We start from the raw sequence: 16,417 nt of genomic DNA, 5'->3' as shown, positions 1-16,417 counted from the left end.
GCTCAGCGCCAGGGAAGCTGTCCGCGCCGCTCCCAGTAGGCCCGGGGCTCCTCGGCCAGGGCGGCGAGGCGGGACAGCTGGTCGTCGGTGAGGTCGACGGCGGCGGCGTGCAGATTGGAGGCGAGCTGGATGGTGGTCGCCGCGCCGGAGAGGACGACGCCGGCCCACGGGTGGCGCAGGACGACCGCGAGGGCGACGGCGTCGGGACCCAGACCGGTCTCGTCGGCCACGGCACGCAGCGGCTCGGGCGCGTCCGGCGCGGCCAGCCGGCCGTTGGCCATGCCCTCCTTGACGATCACCGTGAGTCCCGCGTCATGAGCCTCGGCGAGCGCGGGCCCGGCGGAGGTCTCCAGGGCGTTGTAGGTGGACTGCACGGTACGGAAGAGGCCCTCGCCGTCGACCGTGACGGCGAGGGCGGCGCGGATGGCGTCCGCCTGGTCCGGGCCGCTGGTGGAGAAGCCGACGGTGAGACCCCGGGCGGCGGCCTCGGCGAGCCGGGCGTGCAGTTCCCGGTCGGAGAGAGCGGGGCTGTCCGGGGTCACCGAGTGGATCTGGTAGAGGTCGAGCCGGTCGCCGAGCAGCGCGTCGGTCTCGGCGCGCTGACGCTCGTAGGCGGCGAGCGAGTGGTCCTTGACCTCGTGCCGTTCGGCGTCGGTGGACCAGTCGGCGGTGTAGGTGTAACCCCATTTGCTGCCGATGACGACATCGGCGGCGTCGGTCTTTCGCAGCCATTCGGCGAGGAACTCCTCGGAGCGGCCGTAGGAGCGGGCGGCGTCGAAATAGCGCACGCCCTGGGCGTAGGCGGCGTCGAGGAGTTCGTGGGTGCGGGTGCGCAGCGTCTCGACGCCCCGGTCGTCCCCGAGGTCGCGGTCCCGGCCGAGGTTGATGTAGCCGGGGCGGCCGATCGCCGCGAGGCCGAGGCCGATGTGGCAGGTGGGGGTGGTCGCTGTCGCCAGTCGGGCGAAGGGCATCGCGGGCTCCGTCGGTCGGTCCGGTTTCGGCGTTCCGACCAACGTAACCCGCGGTATCGCTCCGCTCGGGGAACCGGGGCGCCGAAGAGCCCGGTACTTGCTGTGCACCGGCGGGCGCGGGTGCGTCGTGCTGCTTCGCGCCCACGTGGCGGAGCCGTACACGGACACGGCCCCGCGCCCCCGGGGATGTCGCCCTACTGCTTCCTGGCCTTCGCCCACTCGTGCTGGGCCGCCACGTCCGCCTTGACCTCCGCAAGCTGGACCGCGACGGCGCTCGGTGCCGTGCCGCCCCGGCCGTCGCGGGAGGCCAGGGCACCCGGGACGTTCAGGACCGAGCGGACGTCCGGGGTGAGGTGCGGGGAGATCTTCGCGAACTGGTCGTCGGTCAGCTCGTCCAGCTCCTTGCCCTCGGACTCGGCGGTCTTGACGCACTCGCCGGCGACCTCGTGCGCGACACGGAACGGCACGCCCTGCTTCACCAGCCACTCGGCGATGTCGGTGGCCAGGGAGAACCCGGCCGGGGCCAGTTCCTCCATGCGCTCGCGGTGCACCGTGAGGGTGGCCATCATGCCGGTGAAGGCGGGGAGCAGGACCTCCAGCTGGTCGATGGAGTCGAAGACCGGCTCCTTGTCCTCCTGCAGGTCGCGGTTGTAGGCGAGCGGGAGGGCCTTGAGGGTGGCCATCAGACCGGTCAGGTTGCCGATCAGGCGTCCCGACTTGCCGCGCGCCAGCTCCGCGATGTCCGGGTTCTTCTTCTGCGGCATGATCGACGAGCCGGTGGAGAAGGCGTCGTGCAGGGTGACGAAGGAGAACTCCTTCGTGTTCCAGATGATGACCTCCTCGGCGATCCGGGAGAGGTTCACGCCGATCATCGCGGTGATGAAGGCGAACTCGGCGGCGAAGTCACGGGATGCGGTGCCGTCGATCGAGTTGGCCGCGCTGCCGTGCTCGAAGCCGAGGTCCCTGGCGACCGCCTCCGGGTCCAGGCCGAGGCTGCTGCCCGCGAGCGCACCGGACCCGTACGGCGACACCGCCGTGCGCTCGTCCCACTGGCGCAGCCGCTCCGCGTCCCGGGACAGCGCCTGAGCGTGGGCGAGGACGTGGTGGGCGAAGAGCACCGGCTGGGCATGCTGGAGGTGGGTGCGGCCGGGCATGGCCACGTCCGGATGGGCCTCGGCGAGACCGGTCAGCGCGTCCTGGAGATCGGCGATCAGACCGCCGATGACACGGGCGTGGTCACGCAGGTACATGCGGAAGAGGGTGGCCACCTGGTCGTTCCGGGAGCGGCCGGCCCGCAGCTTGCCGCCGAGGTCGGGGCCGAGCCGCTCCAGCAGGCCGCGCTCCAGTGCGGTGTGGACGTCCTCGTCGGCGATGGTCCCGGTGAAGGAGCCGTCGGCGACGTCCGCCTCGAGCGCGTCGAGTCCGGCGGTCATCCGGGTCAGCTCGTCCTCGGTGAGCAGCCCCGCCGTGTGCAGCACCCGGGCGTGGGCACGGGAGCCGGCGATGTCGTAGGGCGCGAGCCGCCAGTCGAAGTGGACGGACGCGGACAGCTTCGCCAGGGCCTCGGCGGGACCGTCGGCGAAACGGCCGCCCCAGAGCCGTACGTCACCGCTGTTGCTGCTCACTTGCGTGCTCCTCGTGGGGTTCCGGGTGTGCCGCCGCCTCCTCACGGTCGCGTGAGGAGGCGGCTGTCAGGCTACTGCGTGTGAGGGGTCGTCAGAGGCGGGCGACTACGCGAGGTCCCGCTTGGCCGCGATCTTCGACGACAGGCTGTAGATGTCGATGAAGCCCTTGGCCGCGGCCTGGTCGAAGCTGTCGCCCGTGTCGTAGGTGGCCAGGTTGAAGTCGTACAGCGACGACTCCGAGCGCCGGCCGGTCACGACGGCCCGGCCGCCGTGCAGGGTCATCCGGATGTCGCCGTTGACGTGCTGGCTGGCCTCGGTGATGAAGCCGTCCAGGGCGCGCTTGAGCGGGGAGAACCACTGGCCGTCGTAGACCAGTTCGCCCCAGCGCTGCTCGACCTGGCGCTTGTAGCGGGCCAGTTCGCGCTCGACGGTGACGTTCTCCAGTTCCTGGTGGGCCGTGATCAGGGCGATGGCGCCGGGCGCCTCGTAGACCTCGCGGGACTTGATGCCGACGAGGCGGTCCTCGACCATGTCGATCCGGCCGATGCCCTGGGCGCCGGCGCGCTCGTTGAGCTGCTGGATCGCCTGGAGGACGCTGACGGGCTTGCCGTCGATGGCGACCGGCACGCCTTCCCTGAAGGTGATGACGACCTCGTCGGGCTCACGCGCCACGGCCGGGTTCTGCGTGTACTCGTAGACGTCCTCGATCGGCGCGTTCCAGATGTCCTCGAGGAAGCCGGTCTCGACGGCGCGCCCGAAGACGTTCTGGTCGATGGAGTACGGCGACTTCTTGGTGGTCGCGATCGGCAGGCCCTTGGCCTCGCAGAAGGCGATGGCCTTGTCACGGGTCATGGCGTAGTCGCGGACCGGGGCGATGCACTTGAGGTCGGGCGCGAGGGCGACGATGCCGGCCTCGAAGCGGACCTGGTCGTTGCCCTTGCCGGTGCAGCCGTGGGCGACGGTGGTGGCGCCGTGCTTCTGCGCGGCGGCGACGAGGTGCTTGACGATCGTCGGCCGGGAGAGGGCGGAGACCAGCGGATAGCGGTCCATGTAGAGGGCGTTGGCCTTGATCGCCGGGAGGCAGTACTCGTCGGCGAACTCGTCCTTGGCGTCCGCGACCTCCGCCTCGACCGCGCCGCAGGCGAGGGCGCGCTTGCGGATGACGTCCAGGTCCTCGCCGCCCTGGCCGACGTCGACCGCCACGGCGATGACCTCGGCGCCCGTCTCCTCGGCGATCCAGCCGATGGCGACGGAGGTGTCCAGACCGCCTGAGTAGGCGAGTACGACGCGCTCGGTCACGGGTTTCTCCTCACAGTGCATTCGCTGATATGCATGAGTATGCAGGAGTCTGCATGATTCGTCAATCCGCCTTTCCGGTGACCGGGTTTTCGGCCAGGAGTGGCCGGATCCCGATGGCGGTTGAACATGCGAAACCGCTTTCCCGTATCCCTCTCCGACGCAGGCGCCGCGTCGGTCCCCCGCAGGACACCCGAGACATCCACCCCGATCCGAGTGAGGCATCCGCATGTCCAGGGCTCTTCCGAAGTACCACAAGCGCCGCGTCGTCCTCATGGGCGGCACCGCCGCGCTGGCGCTGACCGGAGCGGTGATCGCCGGCACCGCCCTCGCCGGTGAGTCGCCGGGGGACGGTGCCGGGGCGGACGCCCGGACCCTGGCCGGACCGGGCACCATCTCCTGTCCCGACGTCGCCCCGCTGCTGCCGGCGGTCCCCGCCTCCGCGCAGGCCGAGGTCACCCGCAACCTCGGCGACCTCGACCGGCAGATCGACGAAGCCGACCAGCGACTCGCCGACACCGTCGGCCAGGGCGGACCCGACTTCGTCCAGAACGCCATCCTCGGCCCCCTCGAGGACAAACGCGTCGCCGCCATCAACCGCATCGCCACCGCCATCGGCCGCACCGCCGAACGCCCCGCCGGACTCGACGCACTCGCGCCCTGCTCGCTCGCCGCGCAGGGCGGGGCCGCGGACCAGCAGGACACCGGCGGTGAGGAAGACCCGGCGCCACCCGCCGACGAGGCCGGGCAGGGCGCGGGCCAGGACGCCGGGGAAGACCCCGGGCAGGCGGAAGAGACCGGCGCCGGCACGGTCTCCTGCCCCGATGTCGCCCCGCGACTGCCCGCGGTCCCCGCCTCCGCGCAGGCCGAGGTCACCCGCAACCTCGGCGACCTCGACCGGCAGATCGACGAAGCCGACCAGCGACTCGCCGACACCGTCGGCCAGGGCGGACCCGACTTCGTCCAGAACGCCATCCTCGGCCCCCTCGAGGACAAACGNCAGATCGACGAAGCCGACCAGCGACTCGCCGACACCGTCGGCCAGGGCGGACCCGACTTCGTCCAGAACGCCATCCTCGGCCCCCTCGAGGACAAACGCGTCGCCGCCATCAACCGCATCGCCACCGCCATCGGCCGCACCGCCGAACGCCCCGCCGGACTCGACTCCCTGGCCGCCTGCTCGCTCACCAAGTGAGCGAGCAGGCGCCGTGGCCGCCCCGTACACCCGCCGGCCGGGGCGGCCACGGACATTTCGTCAGACAGTCGAAAGAGCTGCGCGCATAATGGTCCGACATGGGAAAGACCTATGAGCGCATAGACGGCCGCCTCCGTACCTTCATCGAGGAACAGCCGGTCTTCTTCACCGCCACCGCACCCCTGTCCGCCGACGGCACCGTCAATCTCTCGCCCAAGGGGCTCAAGGGGTCCTTCGCGGTCCTCGACGAGCTCACCGTGGCGTACCTCGACTTCGCCGGCTCCAACGCCGAGACCATCGCCCATCTGCGGGAGAACGGCCGCATCACCCTGATGTGGTGCGCGTTCCAGGGACCGCCGAACATCGTGCGCGTGCACGGCCGGGGGGAGCCCGTCTTCCGGGACGACCCGCGCTTCCCCGAGCTGCTCGCCCGCTTCCCCGGCATCGACCACACCACCCACGGCCTGCGTGCCGTCGTCGTCGTGACGGCCGAACTGATCCGTGACACCTGCGGATACGCGGTGCCCTTCATGGCGTACGAGAGCGAACGGGATCTGCACGCCAAGCGGTTCGCCCGGGAGGACGACACCTCGCTCGACGCGTACTTCACCAAGAAGGAGTACATCGCGAGCAGCCTGGACGGACTGCCCGGACTGCCGTTGCCGCTGCCCCCGTCCACCGTCTGAGCCATGCGCCCAGGTGTCGCCCCCGCCGCCGCCCTCGTGTCCCTGTCCCTGCTCACGCTCGCCGCCGGCGGCCTGCCGTCGTCGGCGCTGCCGGACCGGATGGCGGACACCGGGGGCGGCAGCCGGCTGAACACCGCGGTGGCGCCGGGGACCGGATCGACGTCGGGCACGCTCACCTGGTGGGACCGCGAGGACGGACGCTGGGTGGCGGCCGGTACCGCACCGGCCCGTTTCGGAGCGAAGGGCCTGACCGAGGGGACCACCCGGAAGCAGGGCACGAACACCACTCCGACCGGGCTGTACGGCCCGCCGTACGCCTTCGGCATCGAGGCGGCCCCACGGGGAACGGCGTACACCCACCGTCCCGTGCGCCAGAACTCCTGGTGGTGCCAGGACAGCGGCTCGCGCTCCTACAACCGCTGGAGCGAGCCCCGGGCCGCCGACTGCCGCGCGGCCGAGGCCGAGCACCTGATCTCCTACCGCGCGCAGTACGCCCACGCCCTCGTCGTGGACTTCAACTACCGCCGGCCGGTGCGCGGCCGGGGCGCCGGGATCCTCCTCCACGTCAACGGGCGCGCCGCCACGGCGGGATGCGTCTCCGTGCCGAAGGACGCGATGCGCCGGATCCTGCGCTGGGCCGATCCGGGCCGCGCACCGCACCTCGCGATCGGCACGACGGGCGGGCGCACGGCGATCACCAGGTACTGAACCGGAATTCCTCTGAACGCGCCGGTGCGACGGCACGTATGTGTGGGCCAAGGGCCAAGTCCCACGGAGGAACCGTGACCACCACGCTCGCCGGCGGCCGTGCCGCCCGCCGCCAGACGATGCGCCGCATCCGTCCGCGCCGCTCCCCCGCCGTGCCCCTGCTGCTCGCCGTGGGCGCGGGCGCGGTGGCCGTCCTGTGGTTGTGGTGGACCAACACACCGTCCATCGCGGACACCACCGGGAAGATCATCGCCGCCGGCCGGATCACCGGTCTGCTCGGCGGGTACCTGATGGCCCTGGTGGTGCTCCAGATGGCACGGGTACCCGCACTGGAGCGCCGGGTGGGTTCGGACCGGGTCGCCCGCTGGCACGCGATGAGCGGCCGCTACACCGTCAGCCTGGTCATCGCACACGTCTTCCTGATCATGTGGGGTTACGCCCGTCAGGCGGGCAGGAGCCTCGGCGACATCGTGCAGCAGACGACCACCTCCATCAACACGCTGCCGGACATGGGCAAGGCCGCCATCGGCACCGGTCTGCTGTTCCTGATCGCCTTCCTCTCCATCGGCCCCGTCCGGCGCCGGATTCCGTACGACGGCTGGTACCACGTGCACCTGCTGACGTACGCGGCGGTGTTCCTGACCTTCTGGCACCAGATCACCACCGGCAACGAGTTCGCCGTCCAGCCGGCCGCCAAGACCTTCTGGTACGGGCTGTACGGCGTGGTGACCGCGCTGGTCCTGTGGTACCGGATCATCACCCCGGTGCGGCTGAACCTGCGGCACCGGATGCGCGTCGAGGCGGTCATCGAGGAGACGCCGGGCATCGTGTCCGTGCTGATCGGCGGGCGCAGGCTGCACCGGATGGGAGCGGAGGCCGGGCAGTTCTTCCGCTGGCGCTTCCTGGCACCCGGAATGCGGTTCAGCTCCCACCCGTACTCGCTGTCCGCGGCGCCCCGTCCCGACATGCTGCGGATCACGGTCAAGGCGATCGGCGACCACACCTCCCGGCTGCGGGAACTCAAGCCCGGGACGAAGGTGTGGGCGGAGGGTCCCTACGGGGCACTGACCGCGCAGCGCCGCAGCCGCGGCAAGGTGCTGCTGGTCGCGGGCGGGGTGGGGATCACGCCGATGCGCGCGCTGTTCGAGACCCTGCCCGGCGCCGCCGGTGACATCACCCTGCTCTACCGGGCCAACAGCACGCAGGACCTGGCGCTCTGGGGCGAGCTGGCCAAGATCGCCGACGAGCGGGGCGCCCGCCTGATGTACGCGGTGAACAGCCCCGACGGGGAACGCCCGGACATCTCGGCGGAGAGCCTGCAGCGGAAGATCCCGGACGTCGACCGCCATGACGTCTTCATGTGCGGGCCGCCCGGGTTCGCACAGTCGGTGTACGACGCACTGCGCGGCGCCGGGGTCCCCGCCCGCCGTATCCACCACGAGTCGTTCGAGATGTGAGCGACGGGCCGTCCGTCCGGGCCATCCACACCCATCAGGAGCTTGAGAAGCGATGAGGAAGAGTCACCCCGTCCGGCGCGCCGTGCTGGCGACCGCCGCCACCGTGTCCGGGATCGTGCTGCTGCTGTCGCTCAAGCCGGCGTCCGATCCGGGCGCGGCCGAGGCGGCGGGCGGCGCTGTCCCACCCGCGGCGGCCCAGTCCCCGCAGGGCGGCTCCCAGCCCATCGGCGACGGCACGGTCACCGGGGACGCGTCGAGCACCGAGTACGGCGCGGTGCAGGTCCGGCTGACGGTGAGCGGCGGGAAGATCACCAAGGCGGAGGCGGTGCAGGCCCCCAAGGGCGGGCAGAGCGACCAGGTCACCTCCAACTCGGTACCCAAACTCAACCAGGCGGCCGTGGAGACGCAGAGCGCGGAGATCGACGCGGTGTCGGGCGCGACGTTCACGAGTGCCGGGTACAAGAAGTCGCTCCAGTCGGCGCTGGACAAGGCACGGGCGGCGGCCGGGCCCCCGGACTCCTCCTCCGGCGCGGGCGGCGGGGACGCCGGTGAGGCGCAGGCGCGGACCGTCACCGGGGACGCGGCCCAGACGCAGTACGGACCGGTGCAGGTGAGGATCACCGTCAGCGGCGGGAAGGTCACCCAGGCGGAGGCGGTGCAGGCCCCCAAGGGCGGGCAGAGCGACCAGGTCACCTCCGACTCCGTACCGAAACTCAACCAGGCGGCCGTGGAGGCAGGCAGCGCCGAGATCGACTCGGTGTCGGGGGCCACCTACACGAGTGCGGGGTACAAGCAGTCGCTCCAGTCGGCGCTGGACAAGGCCGGTGGCTGACACGGTGGCCGATCCGGCCGAGGCTCCCGCCGCGGTGCGTCATGTGGAGGAGACGATGGGGACCGTCTTCTCCCTCGACGTCCGCGGCGGGCGACCCGACGAGGTGCGCGCGGCGGTCGAGGAGGCGGTCGCGGGGCTTCGCCGGGTCGACGAGGTGTTCAGCACGTACCGCGACGACAGCCAGGTCTCCCGGCTGGCCCGCGGTGAGCTGCGCGTCGAAGAGTGCGATCCCGAGGTGGCGGAAGTGCTGGAGCTGGCGGCCGAGGCGGAGCGGGTGAGCGAGGGCTGGTTCAGCCCTCGCTACCGGGGCCGGCTCGACCCGACCGGGATCGTCAAGGGCTGGGCCACCGAGCGGGCGGCACGGCGGCTCGCTGCCGCGGGGGCGTCGGGGGTGAACGTCAACGGGGGCGGGGACGTGCAGTTGCTGGGGGCGCCGGGGACGGGGCGGCCCTGGCGGGTGGGGGTGTCGGATCCGTTGCGGCCCGGTGGTCTCGCCGCGGTCGTCTCCGCGACCGGTGCGGACGAACTGGCGGTGGCGACATCCGGTACCACCGAGCGGGGGGATCACATCGTCGACCCCCGTACGGGGCGCTCGGCGGTGACCGACCTGCTCGCGGTGACGGTGGTCGCTCCCCGGCTGACGTGGGCGGACTGCTGGGCGACGGCGGCGTTCGCGATGGGGTCCCGGCAGGGGCTCGCCTGGCTGGAGTCCCTGCCGGGGGTCGAAGGGCTGCTGATCACCGCGGGGGACGAGGTGCGGTGCACCGCTGGGCTGGCGGCCCGGCTCGGCTGAGCGACGGCTGAGCGACGGCTGAGGCAGGCGGTACCCGGCAGGCCTGGGGACCGGTCGGTCGACCGGTCCCCAGGCCTGCCACCCGAAAGCCGGCTCGGTCCGGGCCCGGTCCGAGGGCCCGCTCAGGCCGCCGTCAGTGCCGCCAGGGCGCGGTCCATCGCGGCGTTGAACTCTTCGGGCGTCAGCGGTAGCCGGGACTTGACGTCCCGGCTCCACTGGTCGGCGAGGACCTCGGCGGAGCCCGCCTCGACACCGTCGAGCGCCGCGTCGGCCAGGTCCGAGGGGGCGATCTTGTCCACGGGCCAGCCCGCGGACATGTCGGTGTCGGCCAGGCCGAGGTGCACCGCCGTCACGAGCGTGCCCTGCTCGGCGAGCTCCAGTCGGACGCCGTTGGTCATGGCCCACGCGGCGGCCTTGGTCAGGTGGTAGGCGCCGGCTCCCCTCACCCCGAACCACGACATGGCGGAGAGAACGTTCACGACCGCGCCCCCGCCGTTCCTGGCGAGCGCCGGCGCGAACTCCCGGATCATGTCCAGGTGGCCGAACACATTGGTCTCCAGCTCGTGCCGCACCGCGTCCAGCGAACCGGTCACCAGGTCGGTTCCCGTCTGGATTCCCGCGTTGTTGACGAGCAGCGAGACGTCCGGGGCCGCCTCGGCGGCCGCCCTCACCGACGCCGGACCGACGATGTCGAGGGGCAGCACCTCGACCCCGGGCAGGTTCACGGTCTCCGGCCGGCGAGCCGTCGCGTAGACCTTGCGGGCGCCCCGTTCGAGCAGGCGCTGGGCGAAGGCGCGGCCGAGGCCGCGGTTGGCTCCGGTGACCAGGGCAACTGAGTTGTTGATGTCCATGACCGGTACGCTAGAACCTGACGTTGACGTCAGAGGCAAGTGCTGGTCGTCGGAGCCGGAGTGAGGGGAGTCACCATGACCGTCACGGACGCAGCGCCCGAGCGGCTGGTCCGCATCGGCGAGGTGGCACGGGGCGCCGGCGTCTCGGTGCGCGCCGTGCGCTACTACGAGCAACAGGGGCTGCTCAGCGCGGAGCGCAGTCCGTCCGGCCAGCGCCTCTACCGGCAGGACACGGTCACCCGGGTACGCTTCTTCCAGCAGATGTACGCCGCCGGTCTGACCAGCCGGAGGATCGCGGAACTCCTTCCGTGCTGGGACTCCGGGCACACCGACGCCGAGCAGCGGGCCATGCTGCACGCCGAGCGCGACCGCATCCAGGCCAAGGTCGATGACCTGCAAGCCGCCCTGGACCGCCTCGACGAGGTCATCTCGGTCACGGACACGCACCCGTAGCCATGGCCGGCCGGCCGTCGCACCGAGGGTCCGCGGAGGTTCTACCGGAGGGGGTCCTCATCCGGCGCATGCCCGGCGCGGGCACGGACCTGGCGGTGCGGGGTGCTGTGCTCCTCCTCGCCGGCCGGGGGATCCGGTCCCGACCGGGGTCGCGGCGGTACGGGACCGCCGCCTCACGAGTCGTCGGACCGCCGGTCCCGGCTTCCGCGAAGGCTCGGGCACCTGTCCGCGCCCGACTCGCCTGCCCGGTCCGCTCTTTCGGGCCCGGGGCCAAGCCTCCCGGCACCGGGTACGAACGTCCGGCACCCCGCCGCGACCCCGGTGAGACCCCCGAACGCCCGGAGACCCTCGGGGCGAGCGGCGGACGCGACAGACCCAGGCCGGTGAAGACCACGCCAGGAGCGCGGGACACCGCGCGAACGGGCGGACGGCCCGCGGCCGACTCGCATCCCCCGGGGCCCGCGCCCCCGCTCCCGGCCCCCGCGGAGCGCTCAGTGGCCGTTCTGTGCCAGGCGCAGCAAGTGGTCGGCCAGGGCCTGCCCTCCCGCCGGCTCCCTGCTGATCAGCATCAGCGTGTCGTCGCCGGCGATCGTGCCGAGGATGTCGTGCAGTTCCGCCTGGTCGATCGCCGAGGCGAGGAACTGCGCCGCGCCCGGCGGAGTACGCACGACCACGAGGTTCGCGGACGCCTCCGCGGAGATCAGCAGCTCCTGCGAGAGCCGCCGCATCCGCTCCTCCTTGGCGGAACCGCCCAGCGGCGCACGGGGCGTGCGGAATCCCCCCTCGCTCGGCACCGCGTAGATCAGGTCGCCGTCGCTGTTGCGGATCTTCACCGCGTTGAGCTCGTCCAGATCCCGCGACAGCGTCGCCTGGGTGACGCTCAGCCCGTCGTCGGCGAGCAGCTTCGCCAGCTGGCTCTGTGACCGCACCGGCTGCCGGTTGAGGATGTCCACGATCCGGCGGTGACGTGCGGTGCGCGTCTGCGGCACGGCAGATCCGGCGTGCTGGCCGGTCTCCTGCTGCTCCCGCTGCTCCTGCTCCTGGCTCATCGTCGTCTCATTCTCCGGATCGCCCTTCCCCGCCCACGCCGCCGGCCACGTCCAGGATGCCGGGCAGCGCCCCGAGGAGGGCGTCCACCGCGTCGTCCCCGAGGGTCAGCGGCGGCATGAGCCGTACGACATCGGGGGCCGGCGCGTTCACGAGGAATCCGGCGTCCTGAGCCGCCTGTTGCACCTGGGGCGCGAGCGGCTCGGTGAGCACGATACCGAGGAGCAGTCCCGCGCCCCGGACATGGTCGATCAGGGCGTGGCCCAACGACCCGATCCCGTCGCGCAGATTCTCGCCCTGCCGCTTCACGTTCTCCAGCAGGCCCTCGTTCTCGATGGTGTCGAGAACGGCGAGTCCGGCGGCGCAGGCGACCGGGTTGCCGCCGAAGGTCGTACCGTGGTGGCCGGGTGTCAGCAGGTCCGCGGCCCGCCCGAAGGCGACCGTCGCCCCCAGCGGCAGCCCGCCGCCGAGTCCCTTGGCCAGCGTGACGACGTCCGGGAGCACGCCCTCGTGCGCCTGGTACTCGAACCAGTTACCGGTCCGGCCGACTCCGGTCTGCACCTCGTCCAGGACCAGCAGCGCGCCGGTGGCCGCCGTGATGGCGCGGGCCGCCTTCAGATAGCCGGGCGGGGGCACCACGACACCGTTCTCGCCCTGGACCGGTTCGATGATCACGAGTGCCGTGTTCTCGGTGACCGCCGCGGCCAGCGCCTGCGGGTCCCCGTACGGGACGTGCGTGACGTCGCCGGGCAGCGGCAGGAACGGCTCCCGCTTGCCGGGCTGGCCGGTGAGCGCGAGGGCGCCCATGGTGCGGCCGTGGAACCCGCCGTCGGTGGCGACCATGTGGGTCCGCCCGGTCAGCCGGCCGATCTTGAAGGCGGCCTCGTTGGCCTCCGCGCCCGAGTTGCAGAAGTAGACCCGGCCCTGGCGGCCGAAGAGCTGGAGGAGCCGTTCGGCGAGCGCGACGGGCGGTTCGGCGACGAACAGGTTGGAGACGTGGCCGAGGGAGGCGATCTGCCGGCTGACGGCCTCGACGACCGCCGGGTGGGCGTGTCCGAGCGCGTTGACCGCGATGCCGCCCACGAAGTCGGCGTACTCCCTGCCGTCGGCGTCCCAGACCCGCGCGCCCTCGCCGCGCACCAGCGGCAGCCGCGGGGTGCCGTAGTTGTTCATGAGCGCGCCCTGCCACCGCAGGCTCAGCTCTTCGTTGCTCACGACTCCCCCTGTTCGTCGGGCACGACCATGGTGCCGATGCCCTCGTCCGTGAAGATCTCCAGCAGGATCGAGTGCTGGACCCGGCCGTCGATGACACGGGCGGTGTTCACGCCGCCCCGTACGGCGTGCAGGCAGCCCTCCATCTTCGGCACCATGCCGGAGGACAGCTCCGGCAGGAGTTTCTCGAGCTGGGAGGCGGTGAGGCGGCTGATCACCTCGTCGCTGTCGGGCCAGTCCTCGTAGAGTCCCTCGACGTCCGTGAGGACCATGAGGGTTTCGGCGCCCAGTGCAGCAGCGAGTGCCGCAGCCGCCGTATCAGCATTGACGTTGTAGACATGGTGGTCGTCCTGGCTGCGGGCGATCGACGAGACGACCGGGATACGGCCGTCGGCGAGCAGTGCCTCGATCGCGCCGGTGTCGATGTCGGTGATCTGGCCGACCCGCCCGATGTCGACCAGCTCGCCGTCGATCTCGGGCTGGTGCTTGGTGGCGGTGAGGGTGTGCGCGTCCTCGCCGGTGAGGCCGACGGCGAGCGGTCCGTGCCGGTTGAGCAGCCCGACCAGCTCCCGCTGCACCTGTCCGGCGAGCACCATGCGTACGACGTCCATGGCGTCCTCGGTGGTGACGCGCAGGCCGGCCTTGAACTCGCTGACGATGCCGTGCCGGTCGAGCGCCCGGCTGATCTGCGGGCCGCCGCCGTGCACGACGACCGGTTTGAGGCCGGCATGGCGCAGGAAGACGACGTCCTGGGCGAAGGCTGCCTTCAGGTCCTCGTCGACCATGGCGTTGCCGCCGAACTTGATGACAACGGTCTTGCCGTGGTGCCGGGTCAGCCAGGGCAGCGCCTCGACGAGGATCTGCGCCTTGGGCAGCGCGGTGTGTTTGCGGGTCGGGGACTTTCGCTCTTCTGGGTGATTGACCGTCATAGCCGACTTTCGGGAAGGTCTCGAATCAGCCGCCTGGCGGGCGGTGCTGGCCTGTGGAGGGGACGTAGGACTCGTTCCGGACTCATCCGGGGCGAGCGGTCACCGGTGAACCAGGAACTCTCGTCGGCGACGACGAGGCCCCGCGACAGCCAAGCGGGCACGTCAAGAGGAGTACGCGCTGTTCTCGTGGACGTAGTCGGCCGTCAGGTCGTTGGTCCAGATCGTCGCAGACTCATTGCCTGCCGCGAGATCCGCCACGATGTGGACCTCGCGGTAGCGCATGTCGACCTGGTCGCGGTCCTCGCCGACGGCGCCGTTCCTGCAGACCCAGACGCCGTTGATGGCGACGTTGAGCTCGTCGGGTTCGAAGGCGGCCTTCGTGGTGCCGATGGCGGAGAGCACCCGGCCCCAGTTGGGGTCCTCGCCATGGATGGCGCACTTGAGGAGGTTGTTGCGGGCGATGGAGCGGCCCACCTCGACGGCGTCGTCCTCGGTGGCCGCGCCCACCACCTCCACCTTGATGTCCTTGCCCGCCCCCTCGGCGTCCCGGACGAGCTGCTGACCGAGGTCGTCACAGACGGCCCGTACGGCCTCGGCGAACTCCTCGTACGGCGGGGTGACGCCCGACGCTCCGGACGCGAGCAGCAGCACGGTGTCGTTGGTGGACATGCAGCCGTCGGAGTCGACGCGGTCGAAGGTGACCCGGGTGGCGTCGCGCAGGGCCTTGTCGAGCACGTCGGACCCGAGGTCGGCGTCGGTGGTGAGGACGACGAGCATGGTGGCGAGGCCGGGGGCGAGCATGCCCGCGCCCTTGGCCATTCCGCCGACGGTCCAGCCTTCCCTGGTCACGACGGACGTCTTGTGGACGGAGTCGGTGGTCTTGATCGCGATGGCGGCCTTCTCACCGCCGTGCTCGGACAGCTGGGCCGCGGCCGTCCCGACGCCGGGGAGCAGCTTGTCCATGGGGAGCGGAACGCCGATGAGACCGGTGGAGCACACGGCGACCTGGCCGGCTCCCGTCCCCAGCACCTCGGCGGCCTTCTCCGCGGTCGCGTGCGTGTCCTGGAAGCCCTTCGGCCCGGTACAGGCGTTGGCGCCACCGGAGTTGAGGACGACCGCGGACAGCTCACCGCTCTTGAGCACCTGCTCGGACCAGAGCACCGGCGCGGCCTTGACACGGTTGGAGGTGAAGACGCCGGCGGCGGCCGCGCGGGGGCCGTTGTTGACCACGAGGGCCAGGTCGGGGTTGCCGTTCTCCTTGATCCCGGCGGCGATGCCCGCCGCCGTGAATCCCTGTGCTGCCGTCACACTCACGGCGCCACTCCGATCGTCGTCAGCCCGGTGGTCTCGTCGAGACCCAGGGCGATGTTCATGCTCTGGACGGCACCGCCGGCGGTGCCCTTGGTCAGGTTGTCGATGGCGCTGATCGCGATGATCCGCCCCGCTGCCTCGTCGTACGCGACCTGTACCGCCACCGCGTTGGAGCCGTGGACGGCCGCGGTCGCCGGCCACTGCCCCTCGGGGAGGAGGTGGACGAACGGCTCGTCGGCGAAGGCCTTCTCGTAGGCGGCGCGCACGGACTCGGCGGTGACGCCCGGTTTCGCCTTCGCGGTGCAGGTGGCGAGGATGCCGCGGGGCATCGGAGCGAGGGTCGGCGTGAAGGAGACGGAGACCCGTTCGCCGGCCGCCGCGCCGAGGTTCTGGATCATCTCGGGGGTGTGCCGGTGTCCGCCGCCCACGCCGTACGGCGACATCGAGCCCATCACCTCGGAGCCCAGCAGGTGGGGCTTGAGCGCCTTCCCGGCGCCGGAGGTCCCGGAGGCGGCGACGATCACCGCTTCGGGCTCGGCGAGGGCGGCGGCGTACGCCGGGAAGAGGGCCAGGGAGACGGCGGTGGGGTAGCAACCGGGCACCGCGACGCGCTTGGACCCCTCCAGCGCGGCGCGCGCACCCGGCAGTTCGGGCAGGCCGTACGGCCAGGTGCCGGCGTGCGGGGAGCCGTAGAACCGCTCCCAGTCGGCTGCGTCCTTCAGCCGGAAGTCGGCACCCATGTCGATCACGAGCACGTCCTCGCCGAGCTGCTCGGCGACGGCGGCGGACTGACCGTGGGGCAGTGCGAGGAACACGACGTCGTGCCCGGCGAGCACCTCGGCGGTCGTCTCCGCGAGGACCCGGCCGGCGAGCGGCAGCAGATGCGGCTGCAGGGCACCGAGCCGCTGTCCGGCGTTGGAGTTGCCCGTCAGGGCGCCGATCTCGACCCCGGGGTGGGCCAGCAGCAGGCGCAGCGCCTCCCCGCCCGCGTACCCGCTCGCTCCGGCCACTGCCACTCGTACCGTCATGGAACCTCCTCCTAGACGGCATG

General features: G+C 71.8%; 16 protein-coding genes. 7 read left to right on the top strand and 9 right to left on the bottom strand.

The features are described 5' to 3' along the window. Window positions 1-2: 2 nt before the first annotated feature. The 3 genes from HTV45_RS13820 to HTV45_RS13810 form a co-directional block, all read right to left on the bottom strand. Window positions 3-971 (bottom strand): aldo/keto reductase, encoded by a 969-nt coding sequence (locus HTV45_RS13820; RefSeq protein WP_215206034.1) that lies wholly within the window; start codon window positions 969-971, stop codon window positions 3-5. 194 nt (window positions 972-1,165) lie between these two features. Beyond that, entirely contained in the window at window positions 1,166-2,596 is a 1,431-nt protein-coding gene (argH, locus tag HTV45_RS13815; RefSeq protein WP_215206033.1) for an argininosuccinate lyase, read from the bottom strand. 105 nt (window positions 2,597-2,701) lie between these two features. Continuing rightward, window positions 2,702-3,895 carry an argininosuccinate synthase gene (locus HTV45_RS13810; protein WP_215206032.1) on the bottom strand — a complete coding sequence of 398 codons (1,194 nt, stop codon included), beginning with the start codon at window positions 3,893-3,895 and terminating at the stop codon, window positions 2,702-2,704. A 226-nt stretch (window positions 3,896-4,121) separates the two neighbouring features. On the opposite strand from HTV45_RS13810, the gene HTV45_RS13805 reads away from it, so the two are divergent. From HTV45_RS13805 to HTV45_RS13780, 6 genes are all read left to right on the top strand, one after another. After that, a complete protein-coding gene (locus HTV45_RS13805; protein ID WP_215206031.1) occupies window positions 4,122-5,087 on the top strand; it encodes a hypothetical protein in 966 nt (321 codons plus the stop codon). A gap of 98 nt (window positions 5,088-5,185) precedes the next feature. Then, window positions 5,186-5,773, top strand: a complete 588-nt coding sequence (locus HTV45_RS13800; RefSeq protein ID WP_215206030.1) for a pyridoxamine 5'-phosphate oxidase family protein — start codon at window positions 5,186-5,188, stop codon at window positions 5,771-5,773. Between the two features lie 3 nt (window positions 5,774-5,776). After that, window positions 5,777-6,481 (top strand): L,D-transpeptidase, encoded by a 705-nt coding sequence (locus tag HTV45_RS13795; RefSeq protein ID WP_215206029.1) that lies wholly within the window; start codon window positions 5,777-5,779, stop codon window positions 6,479-6,481. A gap of 74 nt (window positions 6,482-6,555) precedes the next feature. Continuing rightward, complete coding sequence (locus HTV45_RS13790; RefSeq protein WP_215206028.1) at window positions 6,556-7,938, top strand: ferric reductase-like transmembrane domain-containing protein; 1,383 nt, start codon at window positions 6,556-6,558, stop codon at window positions 7,936-7,938. Window positions 7,939-7,990: 52 nt separating this feature from the next. Beyond that, entirely contained in the window at window positions 7,991-8,770 is a 780-nt protein-coding gene (locus tag HTV45_RS13785) for an FMN-binding protein (protein ID WP_215206027.1), read from the top strand. Between the two features lie 55 nt (window positions 8,771-8,825). Further along, window positions 8,826-9,563: an FAD:protein FMN transferase gene (locus HTV45_RS13780; protein ID WP_251692078.1), complete on the top strand. Its 738-nt coding sequence runs from the start codon at window positions 8,826-8,828 to the stop codon at window positions 9,561-9,563. A gap of 122 nt (window positions 9,564-9,685) precedes the next feature. On the opposite strand, the gene HTV45_RS13775 is transcribed toward HTV45_RS13780, so the two are convergent. Beyond that, window positions 9,686-10,414, bottom strand: coding sequence for an SDR family oxidoreductase (locus HTV45_RS13775; RefSeq protein WP_215206026.1), 729 nt, complete (start codon window positions 10,412-10,414; stop codon window positions 9,686-9,688). 75 nt (window positions 10,415-10,489) lie between these two features. On the opposite strand from HTV45_RS13775, the gene HTV45_RS13770 reads away from it, so the two are divergent. Next, window positions 10,490-10,867: a MerR family transcriptional regulator gene (locus HTV45_RS13770; RefSeq protein WP_215206025.1), complete on the top strand. Its 378-nt coding sequence runs from the start codon at window positions 10,490-10,492 to the stop codon at window positions 10,865-10,867. A gap of 491 nt (window positions 10,868-11,358) precedes the next feature. On the opposite strand, the gene HTV45_RS13765 is transcribed toward HTV45_RS13770, so the two are convergent. From HTV45_RS13765 to argC, 5 genes are all read right to left on the bottom strand, one after another. Further along, on the bottom strand, window positions 11,359-11,916 hold the full coding sequence (locus tag HTV45_RS13765; protein WP_215206024.1) for an arginine repressor: 558 nt from the start codon (window positions 11,914-11,916) through the stop codon (window positions 11,359-11,361). Between the two features lie 7 nt (window positions 11,917-11,923). Next, window positions 11,924-13,129: an acetylornithine transaminase gene (locus HTV45_RS13760; RefSeq protein ID WP_215206023.1), complete on the bottom strand. Its 1,206-nt coding sequence runs from the start codon at window positions 13,127-13,129 to the stop codon at window positions 11,924-11,926. Continuing rightward, on the bottom strand, window positions 13,126-14,055 hold the full coding sequence (argB, locus tag HTV45_RS13755; protein WP_215206022.1) for an acetylglutamate kinase: 930 nt from the start codon (window positions 14,053-14,055) through the stop codon (window positions 13,126-13,128). Before argB ends, HTV45_RS13760 begins: the two co-directional genes overlap by 4 nt. A 162-nt stretch (window positions 14,056-14,217) precedes the next feature. Beyond that, window positions 14,218-15,369: a bifunctional glutamate N-acetyltransferase/amino-acid acetyltransferase ArgJ gene (argJ, locus tag HTV45_RS13750; RefSeq protein WP_215206021.1), complete on the bottom strand. Its 1,152-nt coding sequence runs from the start codon at window positions 15,367-15,369 to the stop codon at window positions 14,218-14,220. Next, on the bottom strand, window positions 15,366-16,394 hold the full coding sequence (argC, locus tag HTV45_RS13745; RefSeq protein ID WP_215206020.1) for an N-acetyl-gamma-glutamyl-phosphate reductase: 1,029 nt from the start codon (window positions 16,392-16,394) through the stop codon (window positions 15,366-15,368). The genes argJ and argC overlap by 4 nt, the downstream gene beginning before the upstream one ends. Between the last annotated feature and the right edge of the window lie 23 nt (window positions 16,395-16,417).

Origin of the sequence: Streptomyces sp. CHD11 (genome assembly GCF_018638295.1) — a bacterium.
Classification (GTDB): Bacteria; Actinomycetota; Actinomycetes; order Streptomycetales; family Streptomycetaceae; genus Streptomyces.
The sequence above is the reverse complement of the archived record's forward strand: the minus strand, read 5'-3'. Positions and strand labels throughout refer to the sequence as shown.